Source organism: Pseudomonas sp. FP1154 (assembly GCF_030687245.1).
Lineage (GTDB): Bacteria > Pseudomonadota > Gammaproteobacteria > Pseudomonadales > Pseudomonadaceae > Aquipseudomonas > Aquipseudomonas rhizophila.
Genome location: NZ_CP117465.1, coordinates 828,413 through 844,944 on the forward strand (window position 1 = coordinate 828,413; position 16,532 = coordinate 844,944).

Consider the following 16,532-nt stretch of genomic DNA (forward strand, 5'->3'; position numbering starts at 1 on the left):
ATTGAATGATTGCGCAATCAGTGTAGTATCGAGGCAAGAGACCTTCTGAAGCATCGACGAAGGTCTTTTTTATGTCTCGTGATGATTGCGCAATCATCGTCGCCTTCAGAGCCTGTCCAAGGAGAGCCCCATGCTCGTACAAGAACAATCGCTCAAGTCCTCCGATGACGACCGAATCGCCTGGGTTCGTGTCGCTTCGGTCATCCTGCCGCTGGCCAATCCCATCAGTGATGCCAAGGTCCTTACCGGACGGCAAAAGCCGATGACTGAAATCGCCATCCTGTTTGCCGAAATCGAGACCGTCGATGGGCATCAGGGCCTGGGTTTCAGTTACTCCAAACGTGCCGGCGGGCCGGGACAATTCGCTCATGCCAAGGAAATCGCCCCGGCGCTGATCGGGGAAAACCCCAGTGACATTGCCAAACTCTGGACCAAGCTGTGTTGGGCTGGCGCGTCGGTGGGCCGCAGCGGTATGTCGACCCAGGCCATCGGGGCGTTCGACGTGGCGTTGTGGGATCTGAAGGCCAAGCGCGCCAACCTGTCGCTGGCGCGCTTGCTCGGTGCTCAACGTGACTCGGTGCGTTGCTACAACACTTCCGGTGGCTTCCTTCACACCCCGCTTGATCAGTTGATGAAGAACACTGACCTCTCGCGAGAAAAGGGAATTGGCGGCATCAAGTTGAAGGTCGGGCAACCGGATTGCGCCATCGACATTGAACGGGTCAGTGCGGTGCGCAAGCACTTGGGTGACAACTTCCCGTTGATGGTGGATGCCAACCAGCAATGGGATCGCCCGACGGCCCAGCGCATGTGTCGGCAGTTTGAAGCGTACAACCTGATCTGGATTGAAGAGCCGCTGGACTGCTATGACGCTGAAGGCCATGCCGCGTTGGCGCAGCAGTTCGATACACCGATTGCCACGGGTGAAATGCTCACCAGCGTTGCTGAACACGCCGAGTTCATCAAACAGCGCGGCGCTGATTTCCTGATGCCCGACGCGCCACGAGTAGGCGGCATCACCCCTTACCTGAAGGTCGCATCAATGGCCGAGCAGGCGGGCCTGATGCTGGCTCCCCATTTCGCCATGGAACTGCACGTTCACCTGGCAGCCGCTTATCCGACCGAGCCCTGGGTCGAGCATTTCGAATGGCTTGAGCCGCTGTTCAACGAGCGCCTGGAAACCCGCGACGGTCGGATGCTGGTGCCCACTCGCCCCGGTTTGGGACTGACGCTGAGCGAACAAGTCAAACCCTGGACGGTTCAGGAAGCCGAGACAGGTACTCGACCCTGATCAAGCGTGGGTTACGCGGACCAGCGCCACACTCGTCTGACGGCGAATGTGGCTTGGCATCACGGCGTGGCCGGCAACAGGAATCGGGCAATCACCGGCAAATGATCGGAGATACGCAAGGTATCGTCTTGCCGCACCCGAGCCTCGACCCGCTTGATCCGAGGGCTGTAGAACAGGTAGTCGACAGTGCGGTCAGGGCCGTTGAGGCCGGGGTCGTTCGGGTAGTGGGTCAGCCAGTGGCTGCGATCGATGCCGCTAGCTTCGTTGTTGGTGGGGATCATCGGGTATTTGTCCCACAGCAGGTGCAGAGGGCTGTCGGCGGAGTAGGGCGTGCGCTGCGCGGCTGGCAGGCGCCGGTATTGGCCCAGGGGTAGCAGATTGAAGTCGCCACCGATCAGCCAGGGTTTGCCTCGCGATTCAAGTTTGTCCAGTACCTTGCTCACGGCCTTGACCTGGTTCGGCAGGGTTTCATCCGGCTGCGTGGCCCGTTCCAGGTGGGTGTTGAGCACGACCAGGTGGCCACCACTGCTCAGCGGCAGGTGACTGACCAACAAAGCGTTTTTCGGCTGGAACTGACGGCTGATGAAATTGGCCCCGGCCACTGGCAACTGCACCCGTTCCGCTTGATCGATGCGGTAACGGCTCAACGTCGCCAACTGCCGGCCGACGCTGCCGAAGATATGCGGGTCGGGGATGAAATCGGCTTTCCAGTCAAAGGCGCTGGTGCTGCACGGATACAGGTCGGTCAATCGTTCCTGCAACAACTTGAGCTGGTTCTGGTAGTCGCTCGCCTTGGCGCCGTCGTCCAGTTCCTGGAGCAACACGACGTCCGGTTGCTCGTCGCGAATGACCCTTGCCACTTCGTCGAGGCTGAAGGCCATGTCTTCGAGGGTCGGGCTTTCATCGTCACCTTGGGCCAGGTCGTGCCAGAACACGTAGCGCTTGCCGGCCAGGAACTGGACGTTCCAGGTCATCACCTTCAAGGCCTGGCCAGGCACGAGCGTTGCGGTGTTGGCGGGGCAACTGACCGGCAGTGCTTCCCGGGATTGTGGGCGCCAGGTCAGGCTATAGATCGACAGGGCGGCCAGGCCGAGAATCAACAACAGGCCCAGCAAGGTGTAGCGCAATAGACGGGTCATGGCTCGACTTAAATGGGCAATACGCAAAAGTGATCCTGAGCATAACCGAGAGCAGTTGCCGAGCCCAAGCCCGTAACCTGCGCAGCAGTCGTCAACGGCTGTCAGGTTTTTCCGCGACCAGCATGAACATCCGGAACAGCACCACGGTGGTGAACAGCTGCAGGAAACTGTGAACGCTGTCGATCAGCAAGGTGATCAACGGGTTCTGGGGCGGCGGGTACACCGACAGGCTGGCGCCCTTGAGCAGCCAGAGCGGGACCATCACGCAAAGAATGCACAACAGGATGCGCCAGAAACTGCCGCGGCTCAGGCGCAGGCTTTCCTTCATTGCTGCCAGCGGAGTCAGGCCGCGCAGCACCAGCAGGTATTCGCCAAAGGCCAGGACCACCATCAGCCAAAGGCCCGGCAGGAAGTACAACGAAATGCCCACCAGAATCAGCAACGTATTGAGTGCGGTCAGCAGGGCAAAGCGTGGCCACAGGGTCAGGGCCGTCGCGAGAAGGTCACGGGGACGGGGCGATTCACCGCGACTGCGAGCGTCGAGAAACAGAATCAGCGCGGCGGTGTAGAGCGGGTATATCAGCAGCCCGACGATCAGGCTGTAGCCGGAAAAACCTTCGGGGCCCACGACGCTGTCCACGCCTTGTTGCAGCACGGCCTCGAGGATCACCAGCGGCAGGCACAGCTGGGCGATCCGGCCAAGATGGCGTTTGAAGAAATACAAAGAGTCGCGCAGCACGTCAAACGGATTCATGAGTCGGTATCGCAGGTCAAAAAGCGGTCCGACACTTTAACCGATCAGGCGCCTGCACAAGCAAACGTAAACATCAGGTAAAGACCATTGAAACCTCTGTGCCCAGCCCCATTACTGCTGGCACCGGTCCTGTAGGGCCGGCATGGTTTTTCTACCCGGCAATCTGATGAGGTCGCCATGAACAGCGAAGAACAAACCCTGATCGATGGACTGTTTTCACGGCTGCAACAGGCCGAAAAGGATGCAGCCCCGCGCGATGTCCAGGCCGAGGCGCGGATCAAGGAACATATGACCCGCCAGCCCGCGGCGGGCTATTTCATGACCCAGGCGATTCTGGTGCAAGAGACGGCGCTCAAAAGCCTCGACGAGCAGAACAGGCAACTGACCCAGCAGATCGAGCAGTTGCAAGCGGACCTGCAACAGGCCCGGCAACAGCCTCCAGCGCCCAGCGGTGGTGGTTTTCTCTCGAGTATTTTCGGTGGCAGCTCGCGCGACCCACGGCCAACGTCCGCTCCAGGCGCTTCGCCCGCCAGCGGTGGCGGCTGGCGCGAACCGGCGCGGCCTGGCTTCAATGCGCCACCCCAGCAGAACTACGCCGCGCCGCCCGCTAACTACGGCGCCGCGCAACAGCAGGCTCCAGGGGCCGGCAGCTTCATGAGCGGCGCGCTGAAAACCGCGGCTGGTGTGGCCGGGGGCGTGATGCTCGCCCAGGGCATCAGCAGTCTGTTCCACGGTGCCCAGCAGCCTCAGGAAGTCGTCGAGGTCATCGAGCCAGAGCCGGCCCAACCGGTCAACGACACGGCAAGCAGTGACGGCGGCTGGGGCAATGACTCAAACGTCGCTGGTAGCGATGCCTATGGCAACGACCAGGGCGGTTTCGCCGACGCCGACTACAGCGACGATTCATCCTTCTTCGGCGATGACGACTCCTTCGTCTGACCTGCCATTCGTCCGGGGCGCCCAGGTGCCTCGGACCGATTATTCGCGGAACATTCCTCTGGGCTGGCATACTGGGCAACTTTTCGGGCCCGCTCTGCCGGCTTGTGCATTCAAGAGGAAACGCGGTGAAAAAAATCGCAGTGTTCGCCGATGTCCAGAACCTCTACTACACCGTGCGCCAGGCTTATGGTTGCCATTTCAACTACGCGGCCTTGTGGGCCGATGTCAGCAAGCAGGGGCAGATCGTCGAGGCCTACGCGTATGCGATCGATCGCGGCGACAGTAAGCAGCAGCAATTCCAGCAGATCCTGCGCAACCTGGGGTTTGTCGTGAAGCTCAAGCCTTACATCCAGCGCAGCGACGGCTCGGCCAAGGGTGACTGGGACGTGGGCATCACCCTGGACATCATGGACGCCGCTGATCACGTTGACGAAGTGGTGTTGGCCTCCGGTGATGGCGATTTCGACATGCTGCTCGAACGTATCATCAGCAAACACGGGGTCCAGGCGGTGGCTTATGGCGTACCGGGGCTGACGGCCAACTCGCTGATTCGCGCCGCCAGCCGCTACGTGCCGATCGAAGGCGCGTTGCTGCTCAAGAATTGATTTTTACGGAGTTCAGACAGGTTTGGAACGCATCGCAGTCATCGACTTTGAAACCACCGGCATCACGCCGAGCAGCAGTTGCCGGGCCACCGAAATCGCCGTGGTGATTCTCGAACAGGGCCGGATTGTGGATCGCTATCAGAGCCTGATGAACGCCGGTGTGCGCGTGCCTGCGTTCATCGAGCAACTGACCGGCATCAGCAACGCCATGCTGCGCAGCGCCCCGCCGGCGGAAAAGGTGATGAACGAGGTCAACGAGTTCGTCGGCATCACGCCGCTGCTGGCCCACAACGCCGCATTCGACCAGAAGTTCTGGGATTTCGAGCTAGGCCGGATCAAACGCACCCGCTTGCAGAATTTTGCCTGTTCACTGCTGCTGGCCCGGCGCCTGATGCCGACGGCGCCGAACCACAAGCTCGGCACGCTCAACACCTTCGCCGGCCTGCCCCACACCGGCCAGGCTCACCGGGCCATGGCCGACGCCGAAATGGCCGCCAACCTCACCGCGCACCTGGCGACGCAACTGCGGCAACAGCACGGGCTGCGGGAGTTGTCCCACGATTTGCTGTGCAGTTTGCAGAAAGTGCCGGCGGCGAAGATCAACGAGCACCTCAAGCGGCATCGCGGGTTCTGAAAACACCCCCCAACAAGCCACTGTGGGAGCGAGCCTGCTCGCGATAGCGTCGGTTCAGTCGGCAACTAAGTTGACTGATACACCGCCATCGCGAGCAGGCTCGCTCCCACCGTTCTGATGTGTGTTGGCGCGATTACTTCCCGTTACCTTCCAACTGCCCCAACGGCACCCGCTTTTCAATCGCGCTGGACAGCACGATCGAGGTCTTGCTGAAACCGAACTTGGCGATGCGGTTGATCAGCTCTTCCAGTTCCGGCATCGAGCCGACCGCCGCCTGCATGATCACGCACGGGTCGCCCGTCACCCGGTGGCATTCGGTCAGTTGCGGGATCCTGCACAGTTCATCGTAAGTCTTCTGGTTGCCGTGCTGGTTCATGCGCAGTTCGATGACGCACTGCACCGGCAAGCCGATTTTCGCCATGTCGACTTTCGCCTGGTAGCCAGTGATCACGCCGCTGGTTTCCAGCTTGCTGACCCGCTCGGCCACGGCCGGGGCCGACAGGTTCACTTTGCGGGCCAGTTCGGCATAGGACGCACGACCGTTTTCCAACAGGGCGCTGAGCAGCATGCGGTCGTATTTATCCACGGTTCGGGCTTCCAAGGGGCTGACTTTCGAAAGTACGGTTTATAACGCTGATCTCCGTGTTTTTAAAAGTGTACGGTTCGGATAAACAGGTTTTGTAACTTATTTTCCGCCTGTCGCCTTTCTAGAATAGCGTCTTTCATTGTCCTGACTTCGAGCTGACCATGCCTGGCCCACGCCGTTTCCCCTTGCCATTGATCGCTGCATTTTTTGCCTTGTACGTCATCTGGGGGTCGACCTACCTGGTGATTCGCATCGGTGTGGAGCATTGGCCGCCGCTGCTGCTGGCCGGGATTCGCTTCGTGATCGCCGGCTCGCTGATGTACGGTTTCCTGCGCTGGCGTGGGGCGCCGGCACCGACTTGGGCGCAGTGGAAGGCGGGGGCTGTCATCGGCGTGTTGTTGCTCAGTTTCGGCAATGGCGCGGTCAGTGTCGCCGAACACACAGGTGTGGCGTCCGGGGTGGCGGCGCTGGCCGTGGCGACGGTGCCGTTATTTACCTTGCTCTGCGGATATTTCTGGGGCGCCCGTAATACCCGTCTGGAGTGGGCGGGGATTGTGCTGGGGTTGATCGGCATTGCCATGCTCAACCTCGGTTCCAACCTGCAATCGAGTCCACTGGGCGCGACCTTGCTGCTGTTCGCGGCGGCGTCCTGGGCCTTCGGTTCGGTGCTGAGCAAACATTTGCCGCTGCCTGCGGGGGCGATGGCCAGTGCCGTGGAAATGCTGGTGGGCGGTGTGGTGCTATTGATCGGCAGCGTGGCCAGCGGCGAACACCTGGACAGCATGCCGCCGCTGGAAGGCTGGATCGCGCTGGCTTACCTGACCTGCTTCGGTTCGATCATTGCCTTCAACGCCTACATGTACCTGCTCAAGCACGTACGTCCGGCGGCGGCCACCAGCTATGCCTACGTCAACCCGGCGGTGGCGGTGTTGCTGGGCATTGTGTTCGCCGGTGAAACCATCGGGATCGAAGAGGCCCTGGCGATGTTGGTGATCATCAGTGCCGTGGTGTTGATTGGATTGCCCCAGTGGCGCAAACCCAAGCCTGCGCCGGCCGAATCCTGATTTAGGGTAAACTGCCGCGCATTGCACACCTTGCGCTGATTTTCCTACGGTACTTCCATGACTTTCGCCACCCTTGGCCTGATCGAACCCTTGCTGCGCGCCCTCGAGACGCTCGGCTACCAGACCCCAACCCCGGTGCAGGCCCAAGCCATGCCGGCGGTGTTGGCCGGTCGCGACCTGATGGCCGCGGCCCAGACCGGCACCGGCAAGACCGCCGGTTTCGCCGTGCCGCTGTTGCAGTTGCTGACCACCGAGGGGCCGAAGGTCAGCGCCAACTCGGTACGGGCGCTGATTCTGGTGCCGACCCGTGAACTGGCCGAGCAGGTCCACGAAAGCGTGCGCCAATACGCGCAGAACCTGCCATTGAGCACCTATGCGGTGTACGGCGGTGTCAGCATCAACCCGCAGATGATGAAGCTGCGCAAAGGGGTTGATCTGCTGGTCGCCACGCCGGGACGCTTGCTCGACCTGTTCCGCCAGAACGCGCTGAAGTTCAATCAGCTGCAGACCCTGGTGCTGGACGAAGCCGACCGCATGCTCGACCTGGGCTTCTCCGAGGAACTGGCGAATATCTACAAAGCGCTGCCGAAGAAGCGCCAGACGCTGCTGTTCTCGGCAACCTTCTCCGACGCGATCCGCTTGCTGGCCGGGCAAATGCTCAACGACCCGTTGAGCATCGAAGTGAGCCCGCGCAACGTGGCCGCCAACACCGTCAAGCAATGGGTGGTGACGGTGGACAAGAAGCGCAAGCCAGAGTTGTTTGTGCACCTGATGCGCAAGAACAAGTGGAAACAGGTGCTGGTATTTGCCAAGACCCGCAACGGTGTCGATGCGCTGGTGGAAAAACTCCAGGGCATGAGTGTCAATGCCGACGGCATCCACGGCGATAAACCCCAGGCCACCCGCCAGCGCGCGCTGGACCGTTTCAAGGCCAGTGAGATCCAGATCCTGGTGGCCACCGACGTCGCCGCTCGTGGGCTGGATATCGAAGACTTGCCGCTGGTGGTGAATTTCGATTTGCCGATTGTCGCCGAGGATTACATCCACCGTATCGGTCGTACTGGCCGGGCGGGTTCCACCGGGGAAGCGATTTCCCTGGTCTGCGCCGATGAAGTGAATCTGCTGTCAGCCATCGAAACTCTGACCCGTCAGACGTTGCCACGGCAGATGGAACAGGACTTCGAGCCAGAACACCGGGTGCCGGAGACCGATGCCAGCGGCCAGGTCATCAAGAAGCCGAAAAAACCGAAGAAACCGAAAGCCTCGGGCGGTGGCGGCAAGCGCAACCTGGGCAAGTGGGTCGACAGCGGCGACGCCTCGCCCGTGGAGCCCTCGGTCAAGCCAGTGCGTAAAGTGCCGGTGTTCAACACCGGGCCGCGCAAGCGTAAGCCTTGATGACCCGCAGCGTTTGACAGGCCGCCATCGCGAGCAGGCTCGCTCCCACATTGACGGTGTACACAAATCAAATGTGGGAGCGAGCCTGCTCGCGATAGCCGCGCCTGGGTTTTCAAACCTTGCGCTGTAACCACTCCAACATTCCCAGCCCAGCCGCCTGGCCGCTGGCAAAGCAGGCCGTGAGCAGATAGCCGCCGGTCGGTGCTTCCCAGTCGAGCATTTCCCCGGCGCAGAACACGCCAGGCATCTGCTTGAGCATCAGGCGTTCGTCCAGGGCTTCGAAGGTCACGCCACCGGCACTGCTGATAGCTTCGTCCAGCGGGCGGGGTTTCACCAGGGTGATGGGCAAGGCCTTGATTGCCTGGGCCAGCCGCGCCGGGTCGGCGAAACAATCGGCAGGCGTTTGCTCGCGCAGCAACGCAGCCTTGACCCCGTCGATCCCCAATTGACTGTGCAGGTGCTTGGCCATTGAGCGTGAACCGCGTGGCTTGCTCAGGGCTTGCTGGATTTTATCCACAGGCCGGCCCGGCAGCAGGTCCAGATGGATCGTCGCGCTACCGTGCTGGTTGATGGCTTCGCGAATCGGCGCCGACAGGGCATAGATCAGGCTGCCTTCGATGCCGGTGGCGGTGATCACGCATTCACCGAGGCGCGGTACATCGTCATTCAGGCCGATGGCGATATTTTTCAGCGGGGCGCCGGCGAATTTGCTGACCATCAGATCGCTCCAGGCCGGCACTTCGAATCCGCAATTGCTCGGCTGCAAGGGCGCAAGGCCTACACCGCGCTGTTCCAGTGGCAGCATCCAGGCACCATCGGAGCCCAGGCGTGACCAACTGCCACCGCCCAGCGCCAGCAATGTCGCAGTGGGGCGCAGTGTTTTTTCTCCGTCCGCAGCGGCGACTAGCAAGCTGCCGTCGGGGTTCCAGCCCAGCCAGCGATGGCGGGTATGGATCATCACGCCGGCATCGCGCAGGCGTTTGAGCCAGGCGCGCAGCAGCGGGGCGGCTTTCATGTCGGTAGGAAATACCCGCCCGGAACTGCCGACAAAGGTCTCGATGCCCAATCCGTGAATCCATTGGCATAACTCGTTGGCGCCGAATGCCCGCAGCAGCGGGGCGATATTGGGCGCGCGCTCGCCGTAGCGGGACAGGAACGGCGAGAAGTCTTCCGAGTGGGTGATGTTCATGCCGCCGACACCGGCCAGCAGGAATTTCCTGCCCACCGAAGGCATGCCGTCATACAGGTCGACCTGGATCCCGGCCCGGCTCAACACCTCGGCCGCCATCAGGCCGGCTGGGCCGCCGCCGATGATGGCGACGTTTGGGATGGAAGGCTTGGGCGCTTGGGTCATGGTGAGCTATGTCTGGCGGATCAGGGCGGGCATTCTATCAGCTCGGTTCACTGGCCGAGGGGCATGGCGTGTGTGTCTACAACTTGAAAGTATCGACCACACTCCGGAGTCGTCCGACTTCAAAATCCAGTTCTCCACACGCCGTGAGGGTCGAGCACAAGTTGTCGGTGGCATGGCGATTCAACTGGCTGATCTCATGAACATCCCGAGTGAGCTGGTCGACAGCGCTGGTTTGTTCCTCGGTTGCAGCGGCGACCGTCAGGCACATCTCATCGATCTCGATGATGCGTGACACCACGGTCAGCAGGCTGTCCCCGGCCTGGGTCGCCACACGTACACTTTGGCTGCCGATTTCATGGCTGCGCAGCATGGTCTTGGCAGCCTGGGTAGCTCCCTCCTGCAGTGCCTCGATCACCGCCCTGATTTCTTCGGTCGCTGTCTGGGTGTGGTGGGCAAGGCTTCTGACCTCGTCCGCCACCACGGCAAACCCGCGCCCGGCCGCTCCGGCCCGGGCTGCCTCGATGGCAGCGTTCAAGGCCAGCAGGTTGGTTTTTCCGGAGATCGTCGAGATGACCTCCAGCACCTTGCCGATATTGGCGCTTTTGGCGTTGAGCTCTTCGATCTGTGCGCGGGTTTCTTCGATGTTTTCTTGCAGGCAACTCATCGCATTGACCGTGTTCTCGACGAGCATGCAGCTCGAATCGATCTGCGCCCTGGCGCTCGAGGCGCCTCTGGACGCCGCCGAGGCACTCGAGGCGATTTCTTGCGCCGACGCCCCAAGCTCCTCAATGGCCGCCGCCACGTTGCTGGTAAAGCCGGATTGGTGTTCCGACTTCCCAACCGAGGAGTTGGAGGCCGTCAGGACCTTGCGGGTGGCCTCTTTCAGGGAGTTCGTCGTTGATGAGACTTCGGTGATGGAGGCATGGATCCGGTCGCCGAAGCGATTGAAACTCACGGCCAGTTGGCCGAATTCATCATTCGACAGGATCGACAGGCGTCGGGTCAGGTCTCCGTCGCCCTGGGCGATATCTTCCATCGCGTGACTGATAAGGCGCAGGGGCTTCATCAACACGCGAATAAGCAGCCCGAGCAGCAACAGGGTGGCCAGACCGGCAACGATTGTGGTGATGATCGCCGAACTGCGGAACGCAGCAAGACTGGCCATGGCTGCCTGTTTGTCCAGGACGATGCCGATGTACCAGTCTTTCATCGGCAGGCCTTTGATCGCAGAGAACAGTGTGAATTTCACGCCATCGACCGTAGTGGCTTCCACCAATCGATCATTGAGCGTCGGGGTATTGCCCGGAAACAGATCGGACAGTGTCTTGCCGATCAGTGCCTTGTCGGGGTGAACCAGTATTTTGCCTTCCTTACTCACCAGAAAAGCGTATCCACTGCCCTCGAAGGCTTGCGCGTTGAGCGTTTGGGAAATCGTCTCGATGTTCAGACTGGCGCCCAGGACGCCGAGCGTTTGCTGCCCGGCGTGGAGGGCGACCGCCTGGGTGATAATCGGGTAGTCGATCCCGGCCCCTACGTAGGGTTCGGTCATTGCCACGCCATGGTCTACGGCGTCTATGTACCAGCGCCGTTGCCGACTGTCGTAATCGGCTGGCATCTCCCGCGGGGGATGGATCTGGAACCCACCGTCACGGGTGCCCACATAACCGGCGATAAACTGGCTCATGAGCACTTGGCTTTGCAACTTGTCGAGTATGTTTTGCGGCGAGGGATCGCGGCCGATGAGTTCGGCAAATCCCTTCAGCAGAATCAGTCTTCCGTCCAACCAGCTCTGGATATCATGTGCCATCGATGTCGAGAGCGATCGAGTGTGTTCCTCGATTTTTTTTACGTTGTCGTCACGCAACCGAACGTCATTCAATACGGTGAATGCGGAAAACACCGTCATGATAAGCAACGAAGCAATCAGTAGTATCTTCTGGTTAAACCTGAGATTTTTCATTGCGCTTTCTCTGAATAAGGATCGGTTGCGCAGGGACAAAGGTCGCCGTCAGCGAATTACCAAAGGGCTAATGTGTAACTGACGATCAGGCGGGTTTCATCCAGGTCATTGCTGAAGTTCGAACGAACCGTAGCGTTTCTGAGTTTGACCCCGAGGTTTTTCAGCGAACCGCTTTGGACCACGTAACCGATATCCGTATCGCGCTCCCACTCTTTGCCCGTATTACTGCCCCCGACCAACGCGTTGTCACCCTGGACATAACGACTCATGAACGTCAGCCCAGGAATGCCCAGCGCGGCGAAGTTGTAGTCATAACGCAGCTGCCAGGAGCGCTCTTGGGTGTTGGCAAAGTCATTGATCTGGACGAAGTTGACCAGGTATGGGTCGCTATTGGCAATGTACGGGAAGGGATCGTCACCGCTCATGCGTTGATAGGCGGCGGTGAACACGTTGGCGCCCAGAGTGTAGGCAACCAGTCCGTTCGCGGCGCGGTTATCGAGGGGGCGGAAGTTACCGTCATCGGTACTTTTCGAATAACGTAGATCGAACTTCAGCGACTGCTGCGCGGCAAGAGGGATTTCATAGACGACGCCGCCAAAGAACTGTCGATAGACATTTTCCAGATTGCCGTAGAACAGACTTGTGCTAAGGGCTTTGTTGAAACTGTAAGTACCGCCGGCAAAGCGGAAGTCATCACTGACACCGCCGATGCGGTTACCCGTGAAGTCCTGATAGTTCGAGGAACTGTTGAACTTGATTTGCTCCAGCTTGCCGCCTTGCAGGACCAACTGATCAATGTCCTTGGAGGTCAGTAGCGCGCCTTCGAAGGTGGAGGGCAACAGGCGTGTGTCATTGCTCGATACCACGGGCGTACGGAAGGCGAGTGAGCCAACCTTTAGAGCGGTTTCCGACACCTTCGCCTTGGCCGTCAACTCAAGTTTGGAATATTCGTCCTGTGAGCCGCGGCCGTTTTTCGAACTAAGGTCAGCCGGCAACAGGCCCGTGCCACCGGAACCATCACCGCCGTCAAGCTTGAGGCCGAGCATGCCAACCGCGTCGATGCCCAGGCCCACGGTGCCGGCGGTATAACCTGACTCGAATCGCAACATGGCGCCCTGGGCCCATTCTTTTGCCGAGTCCCGCTGGGCCGTGGGAGGACCGTTGCGAAAGTCACGATTGAAGTAGAAGTTACGCAGTTCCACACTGGCCTTACTGTCGGCAATAAAATCTGCAGATGCCGTAAAAGGGAAAATCAACGCGCAAGTACCCGCAATAGCCAAAGTCTTATTGATTGACATGCTCTTTATGCTCCAGATAACAGCAGATTTATGTGTTGGGTTTTATCGTTATTTTGATTGCAAAGTTACATCTACAGTTTTCTGCGGGCAGCACGCGGCAACCGGGTTATTACCCAGTTGCGCGTACTGACTGCGAAAAGAAAAGTTTTAAATCAGAGAGCTGTTTTGATGCGGCCAATGACGGAGCCGGCTTCAAAATAGTCGCCTGCCTGTTTGGCGATCTGCACCTGGCCTTCACAAGGTGCGAGGACCGAGGTTTCCATTTTCATGGCTTCTACAACCGCGATCACTTGCCCGGTGCTCACCGACTCGCCGTCTTCGACGACCCAGGTATGCAGATTACCCGCCACGGGCGTCAGTACCGCCTGCGGATCAGTGACCTCGGAGGGGGCCGTGTTTTCGCTGGCGGTACCCGCTGCATTCAGGCTGACGCCTCGCAGCAGCGCAGCCGGAAGGCCCAGTTCGTGGCGCTTGCCGTCGATCTCGACAAACGTGCGCAGGATGCCTGGGTCGGCCGATACCGCGGTACGTGGGGCGAGCGTGATCTGTTCGGCGAAATCGGTTTCGATCCAGCGCGTATGCACGGCGAATTTATCGGCACCGGTGAAGTCGTCATGGTCCATCACGGCCCGGTGGAACGGCAGCACCGAGGCAATGCCTTCAATGTTGAATTCCGCCAAGGCGCGTCGGGCGCGGACAATAGCCTGTTCGCGGGTGGCGCCGGTGACGATCAGTTTGGCCATCATCGAGTCGAAGGTGCTGGGCACTCGCGAGCCGCTTATCACGCCGCTGTCCAGGCGCACACCCGGGCCAGACGGTGGCAGGAAATCGGTGATCTGACCGGGGGTGGGCAGGAAGCCCTTGCCTGGGTCTTCTGCATTGATGCGAAATTCGAAGCTATGGCCACGTGGGGTCGGCGTCTCACTGAAGGACAACGGCAAACCGTCGGCGATCCGCAGTTGTTCGATCACCAGATCCACCCCAGTGGTCTCTTCGGTCACCGGGTGCTCGACCTGCAAGCGGGTATTGACCTCAAGGAACGACAGGGTGCCATCCTGGCTGAGCAGGAACTCCACCGTGCCGGCACCGACGTAGCCGGCTTTGGCGCAGATATCCTGAGCGGATTGATGAATACGCTGGCGCTGTTCGTCGCTGATAAAGGGCGCCGGCGCTTCCTCCACCAGCTTCTGATTGCGCCGCTGCAAGGAGCAGTCACGCGTGCCGACGACGACGACCTTGCCGTGTTTGTCGGCGAGGATCTGCGCTTCGATGTGCCGAGGACGGTCGAGGAACTGTTCGACATAGCACTCGCCACGACCAAAGGCCGCTTGCGCTTCGCGCACGGCGGAGGCGAACAATTCAGCCACTTCATCCATGCGCCAGGCGACTTTCATGCCGCGTCCACCGCCGCCAAAGGCAGCCTTGATGGCAATTGGCAGGCCGTGCTGTTCGGCAAAGGCCAATACTTCGGCGGCGCTTTCGACCGGGCCAGGCGTACCGGCTACCAGAGGCGCCCCGACCAGTTGGGCAATTTTTCGCGCCTCGACCTTGTCGCCGAGCACGTCGATGGTCTGCGGGTTGGGACCGATCCAGATCAACCCTGCGTCGATCACCGCCCGGGCGAAGTCGGCCCGTTCAGACAGAAAACCATAGCCGGGGTGCACGGCATCGGCGCCGCTGCGTTTGGCCACGGCAATCAATTTGCCGATATCCAGGTAGGTTTCGGCCGGGCGCTGGCCATTCAGTGAGTAGGCTTCGTCGGCCTGGCGCACGTGCAGGGCGTCGATGTCCGCGTCGGCATAGACCGCGACAGACTGCACGCCGTAGTCGCGGCAGGCGCGGGCGATGCGGACGGCAATTTCACCACGGTTGGCAATCAGTAATTTTTTCATGGAATTTTTTTCACATCGGCAGTTGAAGAAGCTTGTGTAACGGGTTGAATCTCTTTGAAGCCGTCCACAGGGTTGAAGCGAATCTGCGCATTGATAGGGATCTGGCCAGCCAGGTCGAGATGGTAGCTGGCGACTGCGGCGATCACTGGATAGCCACCGGTCAACGGGTGATCGGCGAGAAACAGAACCGGTTGGCCGCTGGCCGGGACCTGAATGGCGCCCACGGAGGTGCCTTCGCTGGGCAACTCATGGTGGTTGCTTCGCGCTAGCGGTATTTCACCGGCCAGACGAATACCGACGCGGTTGGACTGTGAGGTGACGCGCCAGAGCTGGCTGCTCAGACGCTGGATGGCGTCTTCGGTAAACCAGTCGGTACGCGGCCCCATTACCACGTCAAGGGTGACGATGTTGGCAGCAGTAGGCAGTTCAAAGGCTGGGGCTTCGTTCAGCGATACGCTGATTCCCGTTGTCAGTGTCGTAAAGCCCAATAGGTCGCCGGCGGCGAGCGCCGGGGGGCCGACCTGGGCCAGGGTGTCTGTGGACAGGCTGCCCAGCACCGGAGTGACGTCAAAGCCGCCGCGAATCGCCAGGTAGCTGCGCAGCCCCGCGAGGGGGGAACCCAGGCTGACGCGGTCACCCGCGTCCAGCTCGATGGGCTGGTAGTGACTTGCCTGCCATTGCAGGCCACTGGCGTTGGTGATTGTGACCGGGGTTTGCGCACCGGTGACGGCGATCACGGCACGGCCATGGCAAACGAAGCTCAGGCCGCCGAGTACCGATTCCACACAGGCCATGTCCGAGCGGTTGCCGACCGCGCGGTTGGCTGCCCGCAGCGCGCCCAGGTCCAGCGCGCCGGAACGGGATACGCCTTGGCCGGTCTGGCCGGGACGGCCCATATCCTGCAGTACGCTGTGCAAACCGGGGGTGATGATTTCCAGATAGGCGCCGCTGGGCGCGGCGGCACTTGCCGGTGCTGTGGGGGCGGGCAGACCACCCGCCGGGAGCGGGCCTGCATCGGTGAAGCGCACTTTATAGCCCGGACGCAGCAAGGCCGATTCAGCGCGGTTCAGGTCCCACATCTGCAAAGGCGTGACGCCGATGATCTGCCATCCGCCGGGGCTGGCTTGCGGATAAACACCGCTGAATTCCCCCGCCAGGGCAACCGCACCCGCGGGTATGCGGGTACGTGGAGTTTGTCGGCGAGGCACCTGGAAACCCGCACCGCCGGTGAGGTAGGCGAAGCCCGGCGCGAATCCGCAGAAGGCCACGCTGTAGTCATGGGCGGTGTGGCGTTGGACCACCTCGGCGCGGCTGATCCCCAGCAGCGTGGCGACCTCGTCGAGGTCTTCGCCATTGTAATGGACGGGAATTTCCACCCGGCGATGCTCGATCGCGCGGCGCTGGCTCAGGTCTTGGCTAGCGATACGATTGACGAGCGCCTGCTGCGCAATGGCGCTGGGGCGAAATTGGATCAGCAGCGTTCGTGCGGCAGGAATGATTTCCTCCACGCCAGAAATCGGCTCGGCCATCAGGGCGTCGAACAACGCCAGTGTCTCGTCGAGGTCTTTCAATTCGACGAGCAGGGCGTCCAGGTTGACCGGTAGAAAACGCACGGGAGACT

The 16,532-nt window shown here is 60.7% G+C and carries 14 protein-coding genes; 6 read left to right on the top strand and 8 right to left on the bottom strand.

What is annotated here, in order from left to right:
• The first annotated feature begins 130 nt into the window (after nucleotides 1-130).
• Complete coding sequence (locus tag PSH91_RS03630; RefSeq protein WP_139051215.1) at nucleotides 131-1,291, top strand: mandelate racemase/muconate lactonizing enzyme family protein; 1,161 nt, start codon at nucleotides 131-133, stop codon at nucleotides 1,289-1,291.
• Between the two features lie 59 nt (nucleotides 1,292-1,350).
• On the opposite strand, the gene PSH91_RS03635 is transcribed toward PSH91_RS03630, so the two are convergent.
• Both PSH91_RS03635 and PSH91_RS03640 read right to left on the bottom strand, forming a co-directional pair.
• The gene (locus PSH91_RS03635) at nucleotides 1,351-2,430 is read right to left on the bottom strand and encodes an endonuclease/exonuclease/phosphatase family protein (protein ID WP_047229540.1); all 1,080 of its coding nucleotides are present in this window, start codon (nucleotides 2,428-2,430) and stop codon (nucleotides 1,351-1,353) included.
• Between the two features lie 91 nt (nucleotides 2,431-2,521).
• A complete protein-coding gene (locus PSH91_RS03640; RefSeq protein WP_047229541.1) occupies nucleotides 2,522-3,184 on the bottom strand; it encodes a membrane protein in 663 nt (220 codons plus the stop codon).
• 177 nt (nucleotides 3,185-3,361) lie between these two features.
• Between PSH91_RS03640 and PSH91_RS03645 the strand changes: the two genes are divergently transcribed.
• The 3 genes from PSH91_RS03645 to PSH91_RS03655 all read left to right on the top strand — a co-directional run bounded on the left by PSH91_RS03645 (nucleotide 3,362) and on the right by PSH91_RS03655 (nucleotide 5,362).
• The gene (locus PSH91_RS03645) at nucleotides 3,362-4,123 is read left to right on the top strand and encodes a DUF2076 domain-containing protein (RefSeq protein WP_305467325.1); all 762 of its coding nucleotides are present in this window, start codon (nucleotides 3,362-3,364) and stop codon (nucleotides 4,121-4,123) included.
• 125 nt (nucleotides 4,124-4,248) lie between these two features.
• Complete coding sequence (locus tag PSH91_RS03650) at nucleotides 4,249-4,728, top strand: NYN domain-containing protein (protein WP_003185707.1); 480 nt, start codon at nucleotides 4,249-4,251, stop codon at nucleotides 4,726-4,728.
• A gap of 22 nt (nucleotides 4,729-4,750) precedes the next feature.
• Nucleotides 4,751-5,362: a PolC-type DNA polymerase III gene (locus PSH91_RS03655; protein ID WP_047229543.1), complete on the top strand. Its 612-nt coding sequence runs from the start codon at nucleotides 4,751-4,753 to the stop codon at nucleotides 5,360-5,362.
• A gap of 133 nt (nucleotides 5,363-5,495) precedes the next feature.
• Here the strand turns inward: PSH91_RS03655 and PSH91_RS03660 are convergent, their stop codons facing one another.
• A complete protein-coding gene (locus PSH91_RS03660) occupies nucleotides 5,496-5,948 on the bottom strand; it encodes an Lrp/AsnC family transcriptional regulator (protein ID WP_047229544.1) in 453 nt (150 codons plus the stop codon).
• 161 nt (nucleotides 5,949-6,109) lie between these two features.
• Between PSH91_RS03660 and yedA the strand changes: the two genes are divergently transcribed.
• Together yedA and PSH91_RS03670 are read left to right on the top strand one after the other, a co-directional pair.
• A complete protein-coding gene (yedA, locus tag PSH91_RS03665) occupies nucleotides 6,110-7,012 on the top strand; it encodes a drug/metabolite exporter YedA (RefSeq protein WP_076386438.1) in 903 nt (300 codons plus the stop codon).
• A gap of 57 nt (nucleotides 7,013-7,069) precedes the next feature.
• Nucleotides 7,070-8,407: a DEAD/DEAH box helicase gene (locus tag PSH91_RS03670; RefSeq protein WP_047229546.1), complete on the top strand. Its 1,338-nt coding sequence runs from the start codon at nucleotides 7,070-7,072 to the stop codon at nucleotides 8,405-8,407.
• Nucleotides 8,408-8,519: 112 nt separating this feature from the next.
• Here PSH91_RS03670 and PSH91_RS03675 read toward each other — a convergent pair whose 3' ends face one another.
• The 5 genes from PSH91_RS03675 to PSH91_RS03695 all read right to left on the bottom strand — a co-directional run bounded on the left by PSH91_RS03675 (nucleotide 8,520) and on the right by PSH91_RS03695 (nucleotide 16,524).
• On the bottom strand, nucleotides 8,520-9,761 hold the full coding sequence (locus PSH91_RS03675) for a TIGR03862 family flavoprotein (RefSeq protein ID WP_305467329.1): 1,242 nt from the start codon (nucleotides 9,759-9,761) through the stop codon (nucleotides 8,520-8,522).
• A gap of 76 nt (nucleotides 9,762-9,837) precedes the next feature.
• Nucleotides 9,838-11,721: a methyl-accepting chemotaxis protein gene (locus PSH91_RS03680; RefSeq protein WP_047229548.1), complete on the bottom strand. Its 1,884-nt coding sequence runs from the start codon at nucleotides 11,719-11,721 to the stop codon at nucleotides 9,838-9,840.
• 56 nt (nucleotides 11,722-11,777) lie between these two features.
• Nucleotides 11,778-13,019 carry an OprD family porin gene (locus tag PSH91_RS03685; RefSeq protein ID WP_047229549.1) on the bottom strand — a complete coding sequence of 414 codons (1,242 nt, stop codon included), beginning with the start codon at nucleotides 13,017-13,019 and terminating at the stop codon, nucleotides 11,778-11,780.
• A gap of 152 nt (nucleotides 13,020-13,171) precedes the next feature.
• Nucleotides 13,172-14,911 carry a biotin carboxylase N-terminal domain-containing protein gene (locus tag PSH91_RS03690; RefSeq protein ID WP_076386432.1) on the bottom strand — a complete coding sequence of 580 codons (1,740 nt, stop codon included), beginning with the start codon at nucleotides 14,909-14,911 and terminating at the stop codon, nucleotides 13,172-13,174.
• Complete coding sequence (locus tag PSH91_RS03695) at nucleotides 14,908-16,524, bottom strand: 5-oxoprolinase/urea amidolyase family protein (protein ID WP_305467333.1); 1,617 nt, start codon at nucleotides 16,522-16,524, stop codon at nucleotides 14,908-14,910. The genes PSH91_RS03690 and PSH91_RS03695 overlap by 4 nt, the downstream gene beginning before the upstream one ends.
• Between the last annotated feature and the right edge of the window lie 8 nt (nucleotides 16,525-16,532).

What these genes read in the sequence shown, in the direction of transcription:
- PSH91_RS03630 (WP_139051215.1), top strand. Translation starts at nt 131, where the DNA reads ATGCTCGTACAAGAACAATCGCTCAAGTCCTCCGATGACGACCGAATC.
- PSH91_RS03635 (WP_047229540.1), bottom strand. Translation starts at nt 2,430, where the DNA reads ATGACCCGTCTATTGCGCTACACCTTGCTGGGCCTGTTGTTGATTCTC.
- PSH91_RS03640 (WP_047229541.1), bottom strand. Translation starts at nt 3,184, where the DNA reads ATGAATCCGTTTGACGTGCTGCGCGACTCTTTGTATTTCTTCAAACGC.
- PSH91_RS03645 (WP_305467325.1), top strand. Translation starts at nt 3,362, where the DNA reads ATGAACAGCGAAGAACAAACCCTGATCGATGGACTGTTTTCACGGCTG.
- yedA (WP_076386438.1), top strand. Translation starts at nt 6,110, where the DNA reads ATGCCTGGCCCACGCCGTTTCCCCTTGCCATTGATCGCTGCATTTTTT.
- PSH91_RS03670 (WP_047229546.1), top strand. Translation starts at nt 7,070, where the DNA reads ATGACTTTCGCCACCCTTGGCCTGATCGAACCCTTGCTGCGCGCCCTC.
- PSH91_RS03675 (WP_305467329.1), bottom strand. Translation starts at nt 9,761, where the DNA reads ATGACCCAAGCGCCCAAGCCTTCCATCCCAAACGTCGCCATCATCGGC.
- PSH91_RS03680 (WP_047229548.1), bottom strand. Translation starts at nt 11,721, where the DNA reads ATGAAAAATCTCAGGTTTAACCAGAAGATACTACTGATTGCTTCGTTG.
- PSH91_RS03685 (WP_047229549.1), bottom strand. Translation starts at nt 13,019, where the DNA reads ATGTCAATCAATAAGACTTTGGCTATTGCGGGTACTTGCGCGTTGATT.
- PSH91_RS03690 (WP_076386432.1), bottom strand. Translation starts at nt 14,911, where the DNA reads ATGAAAAAATTACTGATTGCCAACCGTGGTGAAATTGCCGTCCGCATC.